This is a genomic window from Paraburkholderia sp. D15 (assembly GCF_029910215.1).
GTDB lineage: Bacteria > Pseudomonadota > Gammaproteobacteria > Burkholderiales > Burkholderiaceae > Paraburkholderia.
Genome location: NZ_CP110395.1, coordinates 4,030,710 through 4,048,180, shown reverse-complemented (window position 1 = coordinate 4,048,180; position 17,471 = coordinate 4,030,710). Strand labels below are relative to the sequence as shown.

Annotated in this window: 17 protein-coding genes and 1 tRNA gene; 13 read left to right on the top strand and 5 right to left on the bottom strand. The window is 62.5% G+C overall.

Annotation, left to right across the window (positions count from 1 at the left end; all coding sequences use genetic code 11):
• Positions 1-17: 17 nt before the first annotated feature.
• The 9 genes from LFL96_RS17600 (at position 18) to LFL96_RS17560 (ending at position 7,669) form a co-directional block, all read left to right on the top strand.
• The gene (locus LFL96_RS17600; RefSeq protein ID WP_280996483.1) at positions 18-764 is read left to right on the top strand and encodes a Nif3-like dinuclear metal center hexameric protein; all 747 of its coding nucleotides are present in this window, start codon (positions 18-20) and stop codon (positions 762-764) included.
• Positions 765-995: 231 nt separating this feature from the next.
• The gene (gene petA / locus LFL96_RS17595; protein WP_281000815.1) at positions 996-1,616 is read left to right on the top strand and encodes a ubiquinol-cytochrome c reductase iron-sulfur subunit; all 621 of its coding nucleotides are present in this window, start codon (positions 996-998) and stop codon (positions 1,614-1,616) included.
• Positions 1,616-2,995, top strand: a complete 1,380-nt coding sequence (locus LFL96_RS17590) for a cytochrome bc complex cytochrome b subunit (RefSeq protein ID WP_280996482.1) — start codon at positions 1,616-1,618, stop codon at positions 2,993-2,995. Before petA ends, LFL96_RS17590 begins: the two co-directional genes overlap by 1 nt.
• A gap of 22 nt (positions 2,996-3,017) precedes the next feature.
• Positions 3,018-3,773: a cytochrome c1 gene (locus tag LFL96_RS17585; protein ID WP_280996481.1), complete on the top strand. Its 756-nt coding sequence runs from the start codon at positions 3,018-3,020 to the stop codon at positions 3,771-3,773.
• A 95-nt stretch (positions 3,774-3,868) separates the two neighbouring features.
• Positions 3,869-4,480: a glutathione S-transferase N-terminal domain-containing protein gene (locus tag LFL96_RS17580; RefSeq protein WP_006052302.1), complete on the top strand. Its 612-nt coding sequence runs from the start codon at positions 3,869-3,871 to the stop codon at positions 4,478-4,480.
• 78 nt (positions 4,481-4,558) lie between these two features.
• Positions 4,559-5,068 carry a ClpXP protease specificity-enhancing factor gene (locus LFL96_RS17575; RefSeq protein WP_280996480.1) on the top strand — a complete coding sequence of 170 codons (510 nt, stop codon included), beginning with the start codon at positions 4,559-4,561 and terminating at the stop codon, positions 5,066-5,068.
• Positions 5,069-5,087: 19 nt separating this feature from the next.
• Positions 5,088-5,163: transfer RNA gene (locus LFL96_RS17570), tRNA-Thr, on the top strand.
• 674 nt (positions 5,164-5,837) lie between these two features.
• Entirely contained in the window at positions 5,838-6,218 is a 381-nt protein-coding gene (locus LFL96_RS17565) for a hypothetical protein (RefSeq protein ID WP_280996479.1), read from the top strand.
• A 326-nt stretch (positions 6,219-6,544) separates the two neighbouring features.
• Complete coding sequence (locus LFL96_RS17560; RefSeq protein ID WP_280996478.1) at positions 6,545-7,669, top strand: class I SAM-dependent methyltransferase; 1,125 nt, start codon at positions 6,545-6,547, stop codon at positions 7,667-7,669.
• On the opposite strand, the gene LFL96_RS17555 is transcribed toward LFL96_RS17560, so the two are convergent.
• Both LFL96_RS17555 and LFL96_RS17550 read right to left on the bottom strand, forming a co-directional pair.
• Positions 7,666-8,940, bottom strand: coding sequence for a TIGR03862 family flavoprotein (locus LFL96_RS17555; protein ID WP_280996477.1), 1,275 nt, complete (start codon positions 8,938-8,940; stop codon positions 7,666-7,668). The genes LFL96_RS17560 and LFL96_RS17555 overlap by 4 nt on opposite strands.
• A 264-nt stretch (positions 8,941-9,204) precedes the next feature.
• Positions 9,205-9,525: a DNA-binding protein gene (locus LFL96_RS17550; RefSeq protein WP_280996476.1), complete on the bottom strand. Its 321-nt coding sequence runs from the start codon at positions 9,523-9,525 to the stop codon at positions 9,205-9,207.
• Between the two features lie 383 nt (positions 9,526-9,908).
• On the opposite strand from LFL96_RS17550, the gene LFL96_RS17545 reads away from it, so the two are divergent.
• On the top strand, positions 9,909-10,757 hold the full coding sequence (locus LFL96_RS17545) for an SAM-dependent methyltransferase (RefSeq protein ID WP_280996475.1): 849 nt from the start codon (positions 9,909-9,911) through the stop codon (positions 10,755-10,757).
• A 13-nt stretch (positions 10,758-10,770) separates the two neighbouring features.
• Here the strand turns inward: LFL96_RS17545 and LFL96_RS17540 are convergent, their stop codons facing one another.
• Positions 10,771-11,325 (bottom strand): DUF1415 domain-containing protein, encoded by a 555-nt coding sequence (locus LFL96_RS17540; RefSeq protein ID WP_280996474.1) that lies wholly within the window; start codon positions 11,323-11,325, stop codon positions 10,771-10,773.
• 129 nt (positions 11,326-11,454) lie between these two features.
• On the bottom strand, positions 11,455-12,114 hold the full coding sequence (locus LFL96_RS17535; RefSeq protein ID WP_280996473.1) for a TetR/AcrR family transcriptional regulator: 660 nt from the start codon (positions 12,112-12,114) through the stop codon (positions 11,455-11,457).
• 157 nt (positions 12,115-12,271) lie between these two features.
• Here LFL96_RS17535 and LFL96_RS17530 point away from each other — a divergent pair, with 157 nt between their 5' ends.
• Both LFL96_RS17530 and LFL96_RS17525 read left to right on the top strand, forming a co-directional pair.
• Positions 12,272-13,555: an MFS transporter gene (locus LFL96_RS17530; protein ID WP_280996472.1), complete on the top strand. Its 1,284-nt coding sequence runs from the start codon at positions 12,272-12,274 to the stop codon at positions 13,553-13,555.
• A gap of 226 nt (positions 13,556-13,781) precedes the next feature.
• Positions 13,782-14,375: a nitroreductase family protein gene (locus LFL96_RS17525; RefSeq protein WP_280996471.1), complete on the top strand. Its 594-nt coding sequence runs from the start codon at positions 13,782-13,784 to the stop codon at positions 14,373-14,375.
• 83 nt (positions 14,376-14,458) lie between these two features.
• Here the strand turns inward: LFL96_RS17525 and LFL96_RS17520 are convergent, their stop codons facing one another.
• Positions 14,459-16,000, bottom strand: a complete 1,542-nt coding sequence (locus LFL96_RS17520) for an MFS transporter (protein ID WP_281000813.1) — start codon at positions 15,998-16,000, stop codon at positions 14,459-14,461.
• Between the two features lie 189 nt (positions 16,001-16,189).
• Between LFL96_RS17520 and LFL96_RS17515 the strand changes: the two genes are divergently transcribed.
• Positions 16,190-17,440 carry an Hsp70 family protein gene (locus tag LFL96_RS17515; protein ID WP_280996470.1) on the top strand — a complete coding sequence of 417 codons (1,251 nt, stop codon included), beginning with the start codon at positions 16,190-16,192 and terminating at the stop codon, positions 17,438-17,440.
• Positions 17,441-17,471 lie beyond the last annotated feature (31 nt).

Below are 17,471 nucleotides of genomic sequence, written 5' to 3'. Positions count from 1 at the left end.
GAAGACTAGAGGTTTATATGGATCGGATCGAGCTTGAATTGTACTTGAACAATCTCCTTGAAACCGCGCGCTTCAAGGACTATTGCCCCAATGGATTGCAGGTCGAGGGACGTCGTCGCGTGAATAAGCTCGCGACCGGCGTGACGGCCTCGGTGGCCTTTCTGGAGGCCGCGCTCGACTGGGGCGCGGACGCCGTGCTGGTCCATCACGGCTACTTCTGGCGCAACGAGGCGCCGCAGATCACGGGCCGCAAACATGCTCGCCTGAAGCTGCTGATCGGCAACGACCTGAACCTGTTCGCCTATCACCTGCCGCTCGACGATCATCCCGAGCTCGGCAACAACGCGCAGATCGGCCAGAAGATGGGCTGGATCAGCGACGCGCGTTTCGGCGAGAACGACCTCGGCTGGCTCGCCACCTTCCCGATGCCGATCACGCTTTCGCACCTCACCGCCGAGATCGAGCAGACGCTCGGACGCGCGCCGCTCGTGTTCGGCGACCCGGACCGCGAGCTGCGTCGCGTGGGCTGGTGCACCGGCGCCGCGCAAGGCATGTTCGACGCCGCCATCCAGGCGGGCGCCGACGTCTATCTGACCGGCGAAGTGTCGGAGTCGGTGATGCACACGTCGGCGGAAAGCGGCGTGGCGTTTCTCGCCGCCGGCCACCATGCGACCGAGCGCTTCGGCGTGCAGGCGGTGGGCAAGCATCTGTCCGAGCAATTCGATATCGAGCACGTCTTTATCGATATCCCCAATCCCGTTTGAATTGCTCAATAGATCAAAAGCGCATTAGCGTTAAAAAAGGCATGAATAACGCATTGAGCGCTTAAAAGGAGGTGTGAAAAAGTTTGCGATCCGTACGGAGAAACCCTTGGTTATCAAGGGCTTCGCACGGTTTTTGGCACTCGGCCCTTGTAAATGGCGACTCCATTCGCGCAAACTAGCGGCGGTAGAAGCGACGTGAAGGAAAAATCCAACTCAGAAGTGGGGCGTGTGATGCGAGACAAGGAAGATGAACGCGTCGACGGCGGCCGCCGTACCTGGCTGATTGCGACGACCGTAGCAGGTGGCATAGGAGGCGTTGCCACTGTCGTACCCTTTGTTAGTTCGTTTGCACCATCTGAAAAGGCCAAGGCAGCAGGTGCCCCGGTCGAAGTCGATATCAGTGACCTCAAGCCCGGCGATATGAAGACCGTCGCCTGGCGCGGCAAGCCGGTGTGGATCATCAACCGCACCGACCGCATGCTTGCCGATGTACAGAAAGCCGATAACGAAGTAGCGGATCCCCACACCAAGAATCCTTTTTCGATGCCGTTGCCGGAGTACTGCAACAACGAATACCGCTCGCGCACCGATCACAAGAACCTTTTAGTCGCCGTCGCCGTGTGCACCCATCTGGGCTGCACGCCGACACCGCGCTTCCAGGAGGGCGCGCAGCCCAATCTGCCGGACGACTGGCCGGGCGGCTTTCTCTGCCCTTGCCACGGCTCGACCTACGACCTGGCCGGCCGCGTCTTCAAGAACAAACCTGCGCCGCAAAACCTCGATATCCCGCCTTACATGTTCACCTCGGCCAATACCGTCGTGATCGGCAAGGACGAGAAAGGAGAAGCGTAATGGCGATCGAACACGAAGTAGAGACGACCGGGCTGGTCGGCTGGATCGACCGGCGCTTTCCGCTGACGTCCACCTGGAAGAAACACGTTTCCGAGTACTACGCGCCGAAGAACTTCAACTTCTGGTACTTCTTCGGTTCGCTCGCGTTGCTGGTGCTGGTCAATCAGATCGTCACCGGCATTTTCCTCACCATGAACTACAAGCCCGATGCGACGCTCGCGTTCGCGTCGGTCGAGTACATCATGCGCGAGGTGCCGTGGGGCTGGCTGATCCGCTATATGCACTCCACGGGCGCGTCGATGTTCTTCGTGGTCGTGTATCTGCACATGTTCCGCGGGCTGATGTACGGCTCGTACCGCAAGCCGCGCGAACTCGTGTGGATCTTCGGCTGCGCGATTTTCCTGTGCCTGATGGCCGAAGCGTTCTTCGGCTACCTGCTGCCGTGGGGGCAGATGTCGTTCTGGGGCGCACAGGTGATCGTGAATCTGTTCTCGGCGATTCCGTTCATCGGACCGGACCTGTCACTGTGGATTCGCGGCGACTACGTCGTTTCGGACGTCACGCTGAACCGCTTCTTCGCGTTTCACGTGATCGCGATTCCGCTGGTGCTGGTCGGGCTGGTGGTCGCGCATCTGGTGGCCTTGCACGAAGTCGGGTCGAACAACCCGGACGGCATCGAGATCAAGGCGAAGAAGGATCCGGACGGCATCCCGCTCGACGGCATTCCGTTCCACCCGTACTACTCGGTGCACGACTTCATGGGCGTGTCGGTGTTCCTGCTGATTTTCGCGGCGATCATTTTCTTCGCCCCGGAAATGGGTGGGTACTTCCTCGAAGCGAATAACTTCATTCCCGCGAATCCGCTTCAGACGCCGCAGGAAATTGCGCCAGTTTGGTATTTCACGGCGTTCTATGCGATGCTCCGCGCGACCACCGATCCGTTCAAGATCGTGCTGATGATCGTGATCGCGCTGCTCGGTCTGCTCGCGCTGGTGCGCGCGCGCGGCAAGTGGAAGCTCGGTCTGCCAGTGCTCGCGGTGCTGGTGATTCTGGCCATGGCCTTCACGGAGTCGAAGTTCTGGGGCGTGGTGGTGATGGGCGGCGCGGTGATCTCGCTGTTCTTCCTGCCGTGGCTCGACCGCTCGCCGGTCAAGTCGATCCGCTACCGGCCGTTCTTCCACAAGGTGTTCTACGGGATCTTCATCGCCGCGTTCCTGACGCTGGGTTTCCTCGGCACGAAGCCGCCGTCGCCGGCATCGACGTTGATCGCGCAGGTCTGCGCGCTGATCTATTTCGCGTTTTTCCTCGGTATGCCGTTCTGGACGCGGCTTGGCACGTTCAAGCAGCCGCCCGAACGGGTGCGGTTCAAGCCTCACTAATCGCGAGCCAGGAGAACACGAAATGAAAAAACTGCTGTCGACGTGCGCGCTGATCGGCGCGACCTTGCTCGCGGTGCTGGGCGGACCGGCCTACGCGGACGAGAATTTCCCCCTCGACCGCGCGCCCGATAACGCGGAGAATTTCGCTTCTTTGCAGCACGGCGCGCAATTGTTTGTAAACTATTGCCTGAATTGTCACAGCGCGAATCTGATGCGCTACAACCGGCTGACCGACCTCGGCATCACGCCGGCGGAAATTCAGTCGAACCTGCTGTTCACCACCGACAAGGTCGGCAACACGATGACCGTGGCCATGCGCCCGGACGACGCGAAAGCGTGGTTCGGCGCAGCGCCGCCGGATTTGTCGGTGGAAGCGCGGGCGCGCGGCAAAGACTGGCTGTACACGTATCTGCGCAGCTTCTATCGCGACGATACGCGGCCGACCGGCTGGAACAATCTGGTGTATGAAAACGTGAGCATGCCTCATGTGCTGTGGCAGCTTCAGGGGCAACGTACCGCGAAGTTCGGTGACGAAACCGACGAAAAAACTGGCGAGACGGTACACAAATTTGTCGGCTATACGCAGGTCACTCCGGGGACGATGTCGCCGGTAGATTATGATTCTGCTGTGGCCGACCTCGTGTCGTACCTGTCATGGATGTCCGAACCGACGCAGAAAACCCGCAAGCAGCTTGGTGTGTGGGTGCTGATGTTCCTCGGCGTCCTGAGCTTTTTCGCCTGGCGACTGAACGCCGCGTACTGGAAACATATCAAATAATCACGCCGTCATCCGGCGTGGGGCCGGCGCCAGGAAGAACCTGCTGAACGGTTTTTCCGCGCGCTGGCCCTTCAGCTTTTTGAGGAAACGTAAACATGATGGTTCTGTATTCCGGCACAACTTGCCCGTTCTCCCAGCGTTGCCGGCTGGTGTTGTTCGAAAAGGGCATGGACTTCGAGATCCGCGACGTCGACCTGTTTAACAAGCCGGAAGACATCGCCGTGATGAATCCGTACGGTCAAGTGCCGATCCTCGTCGAACGGGACCTGATTCTGTACGAATCGAACATCATCAACGAATACATCGACGAGCGCTTCCCGCACCCGCAACTGATGCCGGCCGACCCGGTTCAGCGCGCGCGCGCCCGCCTGTTCCTGCTGAACTTCGAGAAGGAGCTGTTCGTTCACGTCGGCACGCTCGAAAACGAAAAGGGCAAGGCGGCCGAGAAGAATCACGAGAAGGCCCGTCTCGCGATCCGCGATCGTCTGACGCAACTCGCGCCGATCTTCCTGAAGAACAAGTACATGCTCGGCGAAGAGTTCTCCATGCTCGACGTGGCGATCGCGCCGCTGTTGTGGCGTCTGGATCACTACGGCATCGAACTGTCGAAGAACGCCGCCCCGCTGATGAAGTACGCCGAGCGCATTTTCAGCCGCCCGGCCTACATCGAGGCGCTGACGCCGTCGGAAAAGGTGATGCGCCGCTAAGTTTGGCTTCGTTGGGTTTAGGGTGGGGCGTCGTGCGGCTTTGGCTGCGCGGCCCCGCATCCGGTAAGAGGACTGTAGATGCCAGAGATTTCCACCAAGCCTTATCTGCTGCGCGCGCTCTACGAGTGGTGCACCGATAACGGCTACACGCCGCACATCGCGGTGCGGGTCGACAATCACACGCGCGTGCCGCGTCAGTTCGTGCGTGATAACGAGATCGTATTGAACATCAGCTTCGAGGCGACCAGCCAGTTGCAGATGGGCAATGAATGGATCGAGTTCAGCGCGCGCTTCTCCGGCAAGTCGCACAAGATCGAGGTCCCGATCGCCAATATTCTCGCGATCTACGCGCGGGAGAACGGTCAGGGCATGGCGTTCCCGGTGGAGTCGGCGGGCGGCGAGGCGCAGGATTCGGGCGCCGACGCCGAACTCGCGGACGAGGCTGAAACACCGGCCGCGCCGCATGCGCTGGACGGCTCCGCGGCCGAAGCCGAGGCCGCCAAAGCCGAAAGCGCGACGGACGGCCCGCAACCGGACGACGATGGTTCGAAAGGTGGCGGAAGGGCTCGCCTTAAGATCGTGAAGTGAAGTAGAATTACGGCCTCATGCCGGTTTAGCTCATCAGGTAGAGCGCTTGACTTGTAATCATGAGGTGGCGGGTTCGAGTCCTGCAACCGGCACCAGAAGTACAAAAAACGGGGTTTCTGTTCATTCAGAAACCCCGTTTTTTTTATTACCGATTTTTGCGCGCTTTTGCTTGAGGCGTGCGGCAGGTGAATCGATAAAAGCGCGAGCGCAATCGACGCTTTGTCGCGAGCGAATAATAATTGACGGAGAAAAGGAATTGAACTGCTTGAACGGACGCGCGTTGAAAAGGCGCAAATGAAAACGAGTTGCGGGCACGCGATGCGTACCCGCAACTCGAGGGCGATTCAAAGGCTTATTGTTTTAATGGGCGCTTTGGAAGCAGCAGTGCGGCCACTTAGCGCACGTTATCTCTCAGGTCCTAGTGGGTACGGCCTTTCCCACAGGTTGAGAACGACTATACCGGCGCGATACCTATCTGTCTATTGGTTGGCGGGAAAGTCCTGGTAGTTTTCAGGCCCGCAATAGACAAGTTGCCGCACTTGTATATTCATTATGCATAAATCAATCACACAGGGTCGTTGTGTCAGATAAGCGTCAACAGATTCTCGATACGGCAACAGCGCTTTTCAGCAAGCATGGTTATCACGCGGTCGGCGTGGATTGGATCATCGCCGCATCCGGGGTGGCGAAGATGACCATGTACCGGCATTTCCCATCTAAAACCGATCTGGTCGTCGCGGTATTGAAGCAGCACAAAGAGCAATGCGCGGTGTCGCTCGACGCATTTGTCGCTGGGGCCGATACGCCGCTTGCGCGTCTCGAGCGAGTTTTCGACTGGCATCGCGACTGGTTCGCGAGCGATACCTTCTGCGGTTGCATGTTTGCGCACGCGGCGGCCGAGTTCGCTGACAAAGGCTGCAGCATCCACGAAATTAGCGTTCAGCAGAAGGCAGGGCTTACTCAGTTCATCGAGCGGATTCTTGCTGGGATCGTGCCGGCGGCGCGGGCGGGAATCCTCGCGCCCATGATGGTGATGCTGCTCGATGGCGCGACCTTGGCGGTGCAGATTTCCAGTCGCGCGAATGCCGCCGCCGACGCGTGGCGTGCCGCGCGGGCCTTGCTGGCTGCGCCTTCCGAGGCATTCGCCTGAATGGCGATGGTCTGACGAGGCTCGACGCCGGGGCGCAGCGGTGAGGCTCGGATCGGTCCAAATTCACCATATCTCTTTCACCTTGTCTCCCGTGGACAATTTTGTCTATTTCGATGTGGATTCGTTGCCAGGCGCGCGTACCTGGCGTCGTCGCGGTGCGATTCGCGCACCCATGCGTCGGCGAATACTGCTCTGCTAAGCGCGGCGAGCAAGGTACTATTCGGGCGTCAGTCGGCATCACGCCCCACAGTCCGACGAGCAACGCCTCCGATGACGCGTGTTGCACCCGCGTCTCGTCTCTTGCGCAATACCGATCCCATCTCACCATGACCAGCCCCGCATTGATCACCTGGCCTGAAGCCGACGGCCCCAGTACCGCGCTTTGGCGTTCCGAAGCGGCGGTACCGCCGCCCAAACGTGTCGTCGTCGCGGATGACCGCACGACCGCCGATTCCGCCTACCGTCTTGCCTGCGAAGGAACGGCGCTGTTGTGGCGCGGTGATTTCCAGAACGCGCGTCAGTTGCTGCAGGCCGTCACGCGGCGGCTCGAGCGCAAGCCGCGCAAGCAGGGCGAGACGCCGAAGGATGCGTTCAACCTGCATCGGCAGGCGCAGTCGCAGCGCTCGCGCACGCTCGGCATGATCCTGATTCCGCTCGACGCGAGTTATACGATTCCGCTGCGCCGCGCGCCGGACGTTCAGCAGGCCTGCATCGAGACCTATGGTCCGCCGACCGACGAGCCGTCGGTCGTGTCGCTGCGTGAACTGCTCGGTTTGATCGGCGCGCACGAGTGGCGCAAGAAGGGCGTGGACATTCCCGCGCTGGGCGAGCGGATTCATCCGCACTACGGCGTGTTTTCGCCGGTTCGCGGCGAGTACGTGGATCTTGTCGCGCGTACGCCGCTGCCGTCGCTGAACAAGGCGTTCGATATTGGCGTCGGTACCGGCGTGTTGTCCGCGCTGCTCGCCAGACGCGGCGTGAAGAAAATCGTCGCGACCGATCAGGACCCGCGGGCGTTGGATTGTGCGCGTGAAAATCTCACCCGGCTCGGCTACGACCAGCAGGTCGATCTCGTCAGCGCGGATCTGTTTCCGGAAGGCCGGGCGCCGCTGGTGGTCTGCAATCCGCCGTGGGTGCCGGCGCGGCCCGCGTCGCCGATCGAATACGCGGTGTACGACCCGGACAGCCGGATGCTGCTGGGATTCCTGAACGGACTGGCGGCGCATCTATCGCCGGGCGGCGAAGGTTGGCTGATTTTGTCGGACTTTGCCGAGCATTTAGGGCTGCGTTCGCGCGAATGGCTGCTCGAGGCGATCGACACAGCCGGGCTCACGGTGATGGGACGTGAGGACATTCGTCCGCGACACCCGAAGTCGACCGATCAGACCGACGCGCTTCACACCGCGCGGATGGCCGAAGTGACGTCGCTGTGGCGGTTGAAGGCGCGTTAAGCGCGTTTGTCGTGGCGTTGCGCGACGTAAGCGAGCGCGCCGCGTCCCGCTACAAGCCCGCTGGCGAAACACGCGGTCAGTAGATAACCGCCGGTGGGCGCTTCCCAGTCGAGCATTTCGCCGGCGCAGAACACACCCGGTAAGCGCTCGATCATCAGATGCGAGTCGAGCGCTTCGAACGGAATGCCGCCTGCCGTGCTGATCGCTTCGGCGATCGGGCGGGCGCGGGTGAGCCGCACCGGCAACGCCTTGATCGCATGCGCCAGCTGGTGCGCATCGGCGAAGGTCTCTTTCGACAGAATCTCGTGCAGCAGCGCGAGTTTTACCCCGCCGATGCCGATTCTTCCCTGCAGATGGCTGGACATCGAACGCGAACCGCGCGGCCGGGTAACTTCCGCGATGACCCGCTCCAAAGGCAAGCCTGGCGCAAGATCCAGCGATATCGTGACGTCGCCGTCGGCGAGAATCCGCTCGCGGATCGCCGCCGATAACGCGTAGATCAAGCTGCCTTCGAGGCCCGTTTCGGTCAAAAGTATTTCACCTTGTCGATTGTGGACATTTTTGTCTACATCGGTGAGGGAAATGGCGACCGGCTTGACCGGCTGACCGGCGAAACGCTCGCGCAGATACGGGCTCCAGTCGGCGTCGAAGCCGCAGTTGGCGGGGCGAAGCGGCACGATCGGCACGCCGCGTTCAGTCATCAGCGGCACCCATGTCGCGTCCGAGCCGAGCCGGGGCCAGCTTGCGCCACCGAGTGCGAAGACGACGGCATCGCAGCTTAGGGTTTGCTCACCTTCGGGCGTCGCGAGGCGCAGCGTGTGAGCGGCGACCGAGTCGGCGCCGCCGATCCACCCTACCCACTTGTGTCGCATATGAAACCGCACGCCGGCTTCGCGTAGACGATGCATCCACGCGCGGAGCATCGGCGCCGCTTTCATGTCGGTGGGAAACACGCGTCCCGAACTGCCGACAAAAGTTTCGACGCCCAGTCCCTGCAGCCACGTCCGCAAGGCCTCTGGTCCGAAGGCGTCCAGCAACGGCGCGATCTGCTGACGACGCGCACCGTACCGGTCGAGAAAAGGCTCGATCGGCTCCGAATGCGTGATGTTCATGCCGCCTTTTCCCGCCATCAGGAATTTGCGGCCCACCGATGGCATGGCGTCGTAGACGTCGACCTGCACGCCGTGGCTGGCCAGCGTCTCGGCGGCCATCAGGCCGGCGGGGCCGCCGCCGACGACGGCGACGCGGATCGAATCAAGGGAAGAGGGCATGAAGTCGTGCGGATGGCCGAAGAAACGAGGCATCTAGCGCCTGATGCTCGCCCGCACAGAGAAACGCGGGCAACGCGGGCAAGAGACGCGAAGGGCGCTATTTTCACACTGCCCATGCGGCACGGCAAACCGGCGCACGGACCGGCGCACGGACCGGCGCACGAAGCACGAGGAGATTCCGCAAAACAAAAGAAAAGCGGCTGGACGAAAACGGGCGCTTCCCGCCCGTCTCCATCAGCCGCCGCTGCGCGTCAGCGTCTACGCTTAGCCCGGATAAGCCTCGTCGACCTTCAAGCCGGCGAGCTTGAAAATCACCCGCAGCGTCTGCGGCTTGATATCGCGGCGCGACGCCAGCGTCGTCATCACGAAGTCGAGCACTTTCGCGTACTTGAGCAGCGTCAGGCAGGTTTCCATATCGACGTTGCCGTCGCGCATGACTTCGGCCAGACGTAGCATTTCCGTCGAGATGTCGCGGGCCATCTCCAGTTCGAGCTGCTGTTTTTCCGACCAGGCCGGCGTGGTGAGGAGCTTCGCCAGCATTTCCTGAAACTTCTGTTCGACGTTTCCGTTGGGTACCGTATCCATTGCTGCCTCTTCTTTATCCGAGCACGCATCCCGTTGAAATCGCGGCGCGCTGCTGGTTACGTAACGTTCGGCCCGTGTTCCGGGACCGTCCTCCCCACATGCATTCGGTTCGCGTGATCGACGCCACGTCCGGCAGCTTGTTGTTATCGGCGATACGGCCTTCCAGCTTGGTCGAGCCGCCTTTCCGGCCAGGGTTGGCATCACACTGAAACGTTCCGCGTGAACCCAATCGAGCAGGAAGTGTTCCAGGTTTGCCCTTTTTCTTGCATGATTTGCGCCACCTATCGGTGAGCAGGCGGCACTTTGGGTAAACTGGCAGCAACTTTTCCCTTTTTCCGTCACCTGTCGCACGTTCGCGTTGCAATCGGTGCGGCTTCCCCGCGATGTCCAGCAAAACCCACGAAATCCGTCCCAATCAATCCGTCGAGTTGTTGAAGGAACTCCATATCCTGACTCGCGACGGCAAGATGAATCAGGACAGCCGCCGCAAGCTCAAGCAGGTCTACCACCTGTTCCAGTTCATCGAGCCGCTGCTCAAGGAGCGCAAGGACGCGCAGGGCGGCGTGACGCTGGTCGATCATGGTGCCGGCAAGTCATACCTAGGTTTTATCCTGTACGACCTTTTCTTCAAGGAGTTTCAGGACGTCGCCGGTGGGGCTTCGCACATATACGGCATTGAAACGCGCGAGGATCTGGTGGCGAAGTCCGAGGAACTGGCCGCGCGGCTGGGCTTCACGGGGATGTCGTTCCTGAACCTGTCGGTGGCGGAGTCGATCACGTCGACGCGTTTGCCGGAGCGGATCGACGTCGTGACGGCGCTCCACGCATGCAACACCGCAACCGACGACGCGATCCGCTTCGCGCTGCAGAAACACGCGAAGTACATCGTCGTGGTGCCGTGCTGTCAGGCCGAAGTGGCGGGCGTATTGCGGCAGAACAAAGGCAAGTCGCTCGGCAACGCGCTGACGGAAATCTGGCGGCATCCGCTGCATACGCGGGAATTCGGGAGCCAGATCACCAACGTGTTGCGCTGCCTGCAACTCGAAGCGCACGGTTATCAGGTGAACGTGACCGAGCTGGTGGGGTGGGAGCATTCGATGAAGAACGAGCTCATCATCGCGCAGTACAAGGACTTGCCGCGCCGGCGCCCGGCCGAGCGGCTCAATGAAGTGATGGAAACGCTGGGCATCGAGGAGCTGAAGGAGCGCTTCTTCGCGCCGTCGGCGGCGTGACGGCGCTCGCGCGCTAACGCTTCATCAATTCGTTCCAGCCTGTGAGACCGATGCGCCGCAGCGTCTCCTGATTGCGCTCGTAGATGTCTTCCGCATCCGGAAACGCCTGAACCGCCCGTTCGATGCTGTCTTCGCGCAGAAGATGGAAGATCGGATACGGCGCGCGGTTCGTGTAGTTCTCGATATCGTCGGGCTCGCTGCCTTCGAACTGATAGCGCGGGTGAAAGCTGGCGATCTGGACCACACCTTCCAGCCGAAGCTGTTTGATCAGCCGGTCGGCGAAGAACAGGCAGTCGTTGTAGTCAAGGAAATCGGCGAGCGCGTCGGGGACGATCAGGAGCGTGGTGTCCACGGCGTTCGGATCGGCCGCGACCAATGCCTGAAGCTCGGCTTCCAGGTCGGTTAGCACGCCTTCCATGTCCGCCGCGCTGCTGACCGCGTAGCGGATCTGGCCTTTCACATGCACCGCTTTCGCGAACGGACACAGATTCAGTCCGATCACCGCCTCGGTCAGCCAGTGGCGAGTGGCGGCAATCACGGTTTCGTGGGTTTCGGCGGGCAACGGCATGGCAGAGCGGCTTGAAGGGAAAGCGCCATTTTACCGGCGCGATGTTTTCGCCGGTCCACGTCGGCCCGCGGCGGTCCTCGCCAGCATGGTCGCCGACTCAATCCCGAAGCCGACCTGCGCCGGTCAAGCTCAATTAGCGGACGCCGAAGTCGAAGCCGCCGCCGTTCCGCAAGCCGCCGCAATCAACTGCGCGGCCACCTTCGGCGCAGCCAGAATCGGCCCGCAGCCCGGTCCATACGTCTGGCTCGCCGCATACACGCCTTCGATCAAGAGTCCCAACGCATCCGCCAACGCCTGCGGGTCGTCGGCGCCGGCCGCGGTCGCGAGCGCGGCGATCCGCGCCATCAAGCGCGCCTTGTTATCGAACACGAACTGCCGGGCGGGGTGGTCGACATCCGGAAATTCCACCGACACGTTCACGAACGGGCACCCACGATAGTCGTCGATGGACGCACGTCGCGCGAGGTCGTCAAAATACTGCTGCAGCTGCCTGGCCGGCTCGCCCGGATGCTGCGCGAAGCTTTTCTCGACATAGCCGAAGAATTGCTCGTCCTTGCGCTCCAGATAGGCCATCACCAGCTCGTCTTTTGACGAAAACTGCCGGTACAGGCTCATCTTGTTGACCCCGGCGCGCTCGACCACCGCATCCACGCCGACCGTGCGCACGCCTTCGCGATAGAACAGCTCCTCCGCCGCGCGCAGCAGATGCTGCTGCGCCTGCGGCCCACTGGTTGCGGCACCGCGCGCGCGCCGGGCGCTCGCCGTTTTGGGAGACTCGTTATCGGACATGGATGACTATCCTCGAAAGAAATTGACGCCTTGACATGTTACCGAGCAGTAACTACCATCGCAACTCTCATTGTGACAGATCAGTCACAAGTCTTTTACCGAAGTCGTAAAAATGCGAGCGATGCGGGCTGTCGGGCCGGCATCGATTGGAGAACCGATGAACTGGGCAGCGAGACGGATTGGCGGACGTTTTCACTACGGCTGGTTGACAGTCGCGGTGGTGTTTCTGGTGTTGCTCGCGGCGGCCGGCACGCGGGCCACGCCGAGCGTGATGATGGTGCCGCTCGAACATCAGTTCGGCTGGAGCCGGGCGACGATTTCGCTGGCGATCTCGGTGAACATCGCGCTGTACGGCCTCATGGGGCCGTTCGCGGCCGCGGCCATGCAGCGCTTCGGCGTGCGTCCCACGCTGCTCGCCGCGCTCGGCACGATGGCGGCGGGCGTGGCGTTGTCCTCGCTGATGACGCATCCGTGGCAGATGGTGTTGATCTGGGGCGTGATGGTCGGCGGATCGACGGGTGTCGCGGCGCTGTCGTTGTCGGCGACGGTGGTGACGCGCTGGTTCACCACGCGGCGCGGTCTCGTGATGGGCATTCTGACGGCCAGCTCCGCGACCGGCCAACTGGTCTTCCTGCCGATGCTGGCGGCCATCGCCGAGCACAACGGCTGGCGTCAGGTGGTGTGGGTGGTCGCGCTTGCGGCGGCGGTCGTGATTCCGCTGGTGGCCTTCCTGCTGCCCGAGCGTCCGGCGGACATGGGGCTGCGTCCGTACGGCGAGCCGCACGACTCGCCGGTCGGCGCGACCGGCAGCAAACAGAACCCGCTGGCGATCGCGTTCGGCACGCTGGCCATGGCGAGCAAGACGCGCGATTTCTGGCTGCTGTTCTTCAGCTTCTTCATCTGCGGCGCGAGCACCAACGGCTATGTCGGCACGCATTTGATCGCCATGTGCGGCGACTACGGGATGACCGAAGTGCAGGGTGCGTCGCTGCTCGCCGCGATGGGCATTTTCGATCTGTTCGGCACGACCCTGTCAGGCTGGCTGTCGGACCGGTTCAATAGCCGGGTGCTGCTGTTCTGGTACTACGGTCTGCGCGGCCTGTCGCTGATGTATCTGCCGCACGCGTTCGGTATCGACTTCTTCGGACTGCCGCTGTTCGCGGTGTTTTACGGGCTCGACTGGATCGCCACCGTGCCGCCCACCGTGCGTCTGGCCACCGACGTGTACGGCAAGGAATCCGCGCCCGTGGTGTTCGGCTGGGTCGTCGCCGGTCACCAGCTCGGCGCGGCGTTCGCGGCGCTCGGCGCGGGCATGCTGCGCGCGAGCCTGGGTACGTACACGGTGGCGTCGATGATCTCGGGCGGCTTGTGCCTTGTGGCCTCGGTAATCGTGTTGCGCATCAACCGGCCGGCCAAGGCGCCCGAGCCGCAGGCGGCTTGAATTCGGCAGGCGGCTTGAGGTCGACAGACGGCTCGAATGCCGCCGTTGGTTCGCAATTCGCGGCGGCATAACGCTCCGCAGGCGGCGTGAATGCCGTCGGCGGCACGATTCCCCTCAGCGCGAAAAGCAACCGCGCACATGTTGGAGCACGCGCGCCGAAGCCCGGGTATGCTATGTGGCCCCGGGCAGCCGCCCGTCGTTCATGAATTTCGACCGAGAGAAGCGCATGACCAACAAACCCGCCCCCACCGAAGTTGCCATTCACGAGCTGATTGCAGGCCGCTGGAGCCCGCGCGCGTATTCGAGCGAGCCGGTGAGCCGCGAGCAACTGCACGCCGTGCTCGAGGCGGCTCGCTGGGCTCCGTCGTCGTATAACGCGCAGCCGTGGCGTTTTCTCGTATTCGATCGCAGCGTCGACGAAGTGTCGTTCAAGAAGGCCTTCGCCACGCTGGTGCCGTTCAACCAGGGCTGGAATGCGCCCGCGCCGGTGCTGATCGCGGTGACCACGCACACGCTGACCAGCAAGGGCGAAGTGAACCGCTGCGCGCCGTACGACGCGGGTGCCGCGGCGATGTCGCTGGTGTTGCAGGCGCATGCGCTCGGCCTCGCCGCGCATCAGATGAGCGGCTTCGATCCGAACGCGTTCCGCACGGCCTTCGAATTGCCCAGCGACGTCGAAGTCATCTCGATCATTTCGCTCGGTCACTACGGCGAGGTCGACAAGCTCGATCCGGTGCTGCGCGAGCGCGAGAAATCGGTGCGTCAGCGTTTGCCGCTGGCCGACATTGCCTATGCCGGCGCGTGGAAGAAGGCGTTCTGAGCGGCGCCACACTGACGCGTGACTGATTGCGCGAAGTGTAGAGAATGGTTGTAGAGAACGCGCGGCGCCGACCGCGCGTTTTTTTATGGCGCGTCGTTTCGCGCGGTTTGGAGAGGCGGGCCGCTCGACGAGCCTTCTCGTCCAGCTTGCTCGTCCGGTTCGTCGGTCACGCTCGACAGCGGCGTCGCCACGCTTTCCAGCGACTTGCGTTCGGCATCCACGCCCCAGATCGCCGCAATCACGGCCGCGGCGAGCATCAGCGCCGAACCGACCAGGTAGCCCGTGAATACTTCGCTGCGCTGGTGCGTGTCGATCAGCCGGCCGAAAAACGCCGGGCCCGCGATGCCGCCCAGCGCCGTGCCGAACGCGTAGAACACCGCGATCGCCAGCGCCCGGATCTCCAGCGGAAACGATTCGCTGACCGTCAGATATGCCGAACTCGCCGCCGCCGACGCGAAGAAGAAAATCACCATCCACGCGATCGTCTGCGTGACGACGGTGAGCATCTGCTGCTCGAACAGGTAGCCGCTGAGCGTCAGCAGAAGCGCGGATAACCCGTAAGTGGCGGCGATCATCTTGCGTCGTCCGATCACGTCGAACAGACGGCCGAGCAGTAGCGGTCCGAGGAAATTGCCGAGCGCGAACGGCAGCAGATACCAGCCGATGTGGTCGCCCGGCACGTGATAGAAATCCGTGAGCACCAGCGCGTACGTGAAGAAGATCGCGTTGTAGAAGAACGCCTGCGCGGTCATCAGCGACAGACCGACCAGTGCGCGCTGGCGGTGCACGTTGAACAGCGTGTGGAACACCTCGCGTAGCGGCGTGTGATCGCGTGCGCGCAGTTTCAGGCGCTTCAGGTCGTGATCGGCGAGTTCGTGCCCCTCGTTGCGAAAGCGCGTTTCGATCCCCTCGACGATCGTGCGTGCCTCGCGCTCGTCGCCGTGCGTCAGCAGCCAGCGCGGGCTTTCTGGCACCCAGATACGCATCGGCAGAATCGCCAGCGCGAGCACCGCGCCGATGAAAAAGCACGCGCGCCAGCCCCAGTCGGCCGGCAGCAGATGCGGATCGAGCAGCACCAGCGAGCCCGCCGCGCCGATGCCCGCGCCGACCCAGAAGGTGCCGTTGATGCCGAGATCGGTCCAGCCGCGCACGCGCGCCGGCGTGAATTCCTGAATCGTCGAATTGATCGCCGTGTACTCCCCGCCGATCCCCGCGCCGGTGAGAAAGCGGAACAACAGGAAACTGGTGAGATTCCACGACAGCGCGGTGGCCGCGGTTGCCGCCAGATACAGCGCCAGCGTGATGAAAAACAGCTTGCGACGCCCGAGCCGGTCCGTGAGCCAGCCGAAGCCGAGTGCGCCGAGCACGGCACCGGCGATGTACGCGCTGCCCGCAAGACCCACGTCGGCGTTACTCAACCGCAGCGACGGGCTCGCCTTCAACGCGCTCGCCACCGCGCCCGCCAGCGTCACCTCCAGCCCGTCGAGCAACCACGTCACGCCGAGCGCGACGACGATCAACGAATGAAAGCGCCCCCACGGCAGACGGTCGAGCCGCGACGGCAAATCCGTCTCGACGACGGCGGCGGTTTTTTCGTCGACTGCGGCTGAAGGCGGCGCGCTCATTGGCTCGAAGTCTCCCTGGTGCTGAAAATTGGCGGCGTATTCTGTCGAATTCAGCAAATTTCGTTCCGTCGAACGGACCGTTTCCGCGATCGCGAACAAAAATAGGTGCGAGTTGATGCTGGTTGAGCTTTCGTGTTACAAAGCCGCTCCCCTTTCTGTCCGCGCCAGCCGTGAGCGGCGATTCCTGCCATGAACTATTGCGCGATTGACTTCGGTACTTCCAATTCGGCCGTGGCCGTCCCCGACGGCGGCGTGCTCAGGCTCGCGCCGGTCGAAGGCGCCTACACGACGCTGCCCACCTCGGTGTTTTTCAATACCGACGAAAACACCCGCGAATTTGGCCGGGCGGCGCTGGCAGCGTACATCGACGGATTCGACGGGCGCCTGATGCGCTCGATGAAAAGCATTCTCGGCTCGCCGCTCGCGGAGAATTCGACCGATCTCGGCGACGGTTCCGCGATCAAGTACACGGATGTGATCGCGATTTTCGTCGACCATCTGAAGCGCTCGGCCGAAAAAAGCGCCGGCGGCCCGATCAGCCGCGCGGTGCTGGGCCGGCCGGTGTTTTTCGTCGACGACGATCCGCGCGCCGACCGCATGGCGCAGCAGCAGCTGGAAGCGGCGGCGCGCTCCGTGGGCTTGCAGGAAATCCACTTCCAGTACGAACCGATCGCCGCCGCATTCGACTACGAGTCGCATCTGACGGAAGAAGGGCTGGTGCTGGTGGCCGACATCGGCGGCGGTACGTCGGACTTTTCGCTGGTGCGGGTCGGTCCGCAGCGGATGACGCGCGTCGAGCGCAAGGACGACGTGCTGGCGCACCACGGCGTGCACGTTGCGGGCACGGACTTCGACCGCCGCGTCGAACTGGCGACGATCCTGCGCGAACTCGGCTATCAGTCGCTCGATCCGGAAGGCCGCGAAATTCCGAACCGGACCTATTTCGACCTGGCAACGTGGCACCTGATCAACACGGTGTACGCGCCGAAACGTGTCAGCGAACTCGCGCTGATGCGGCACCTGTTCACGGACGTCAAACACCACGACCGGCTGATGCGCGTGGTGGAGCAGCGCTTCGGTCACGCGCTGGCGGCGCACGCGGAAGAGGCGAAAATCGGCGTGGCCGCGGGCGGCGAGACGGTCATCGATCTGGACGAGGTGGAAGACGACTTGCGCCTCGCATTCGACGAAATCCAGCTGATCAAGGCGGGGCAGGACGAAACGCAGCGCATCGTGCAGGCGGCGCGCGACACGGTGCAGGCCGCGGGTGTCGCCACGCGCGATGTCGGCGCGATTTATTTCACCGGCGGCTCGACCGGTTTGGCGTTTCTGTCCGGCGCATTGGCCGCGGCATTTCCCGATGCAAAACCGGTATTCGGCGATCGTCTCGCGAGTGTTGCGACCGGTCTCGGCATTCACGCGCGACGACTCTTCGGATAACCAAACTAATCGATCGCATACCGATCGCATA

Excerpts from the sequence above, each read along its gene's own strand:
- LFL96_RS17600 (WP_280996483.1), top strand. The coding sequence starts at position 18 with ATGGATCGGATCGAGCTTGAATTGTACTTGAACAATCTCCTTGAAACC.
- petA (WP_281000815.1), top strand. The coding sequence starts at position 996 with ATGCGAGACAAGGAAGATGAACGCGTCGACGGCGGCCGCCGTACCTGG.
- LFL96_RS17590 (WP_280996482.1), top strand. The coding sequence starts at position 1,616 with ATGGCGATCGAACACGAAGTAGAGACGACCGGGCTGGTCGGCTGGATC.
- LFL96_RS17585 (WP_280996481.1), top strand. The coding sequence starts at position 3,018 with ATGAAAAAACTGCTGTCGACGTGCGCGCTGATCGGCGCGACCTTGCTC.
- LFL96_RS17580 (WP_006052302.1), top strand. The coding sequence starts at position 3,869 with ATGATGGTTCTGTATTCCGGCACAACTTGCCCGTTCTCCCAGCGTTGC.
- LFL96_RS17575 (WP_280996480.1), top strand. The coding sequence starts at position 4,559 with ATGCCAGAGATTTCCACCAAGCCTTATCTGCTGCGCGCGCTCTACGAG.
- LFL96_RS17560 (WP_280996478.1), top strand. The coding sequence starts at position 6,545 with ATGACCAGCCCCGCATTGATCACCTGGCCTGAAGCCGACGGCCCCAGT.
- LFL96_RS17555 (WP_280996477.1), bottom strand. The coding sequence starts at position 8,940 with ATGCCCTCTTCCCTTGATTCGATCCGCGTCGCCGTCGTCGGCGGCGGC.
- LFL96_RS17550 (WP_280996476.1), bottom strand. The coding sequence starts at position 9,525 with ATGGATACGGTACCCAACGGAAACGTCGAACAGAAGTTTCAGGAAATG.
- LFL96_RS17545 (WP_280996475.1), top strand. The coding sequence starts at position 9,909 with ATGTCCAGCAAAACCCACGAAATCCGTCCCAATCAATCCGTCGAGTTG.
- LFL96_RS17540 (WP_280996474.1), bottom strand. The coding sequence starts at position 11,325 with ATGCCGTTGCCCGCCGAAACCCACGAAACCGTGATTGCCGCCACTCGC.
- LFL96_RS17535 (WP_280996473.1), bottom strand. The coding sequence starts at position 12,114 with ATGTCCGATAACGAGTCTCCCAAAACGGCGAGCGCCCGGCGCGCGCGC.
- LFL96_RS17530 (WP_280996472.1), top strand. The coding sequence starts at position 12,272 with ATGAACTGGGCAGCGAGACGGATTGGCGGACGTTTTCACTACGGCTGG.
- LFL96_RS17525 (WP_280996471.1), top strand. The coding sequence starts at position 13,782 with ATGACCAACAAACCCGCCCCCACCGAAGTTGCCATTCACGAGCTGATT.
- LFL96_RS17520 (WP_281000813.1), bottom strand. The coding sequence starts at position 16,000 with ATGAGCGCGCCGCCTTCAGCCGCAGTCGACGAAAAAACCGCCGCCGTC.
- LFL96_RS17515 (WP_280996470.1), top strand. The coding sequence starts at position 16,190 with ATGAACTATTGCGCGATTGACTTCGGTACTTCCAATTCGGCCGTGGCC.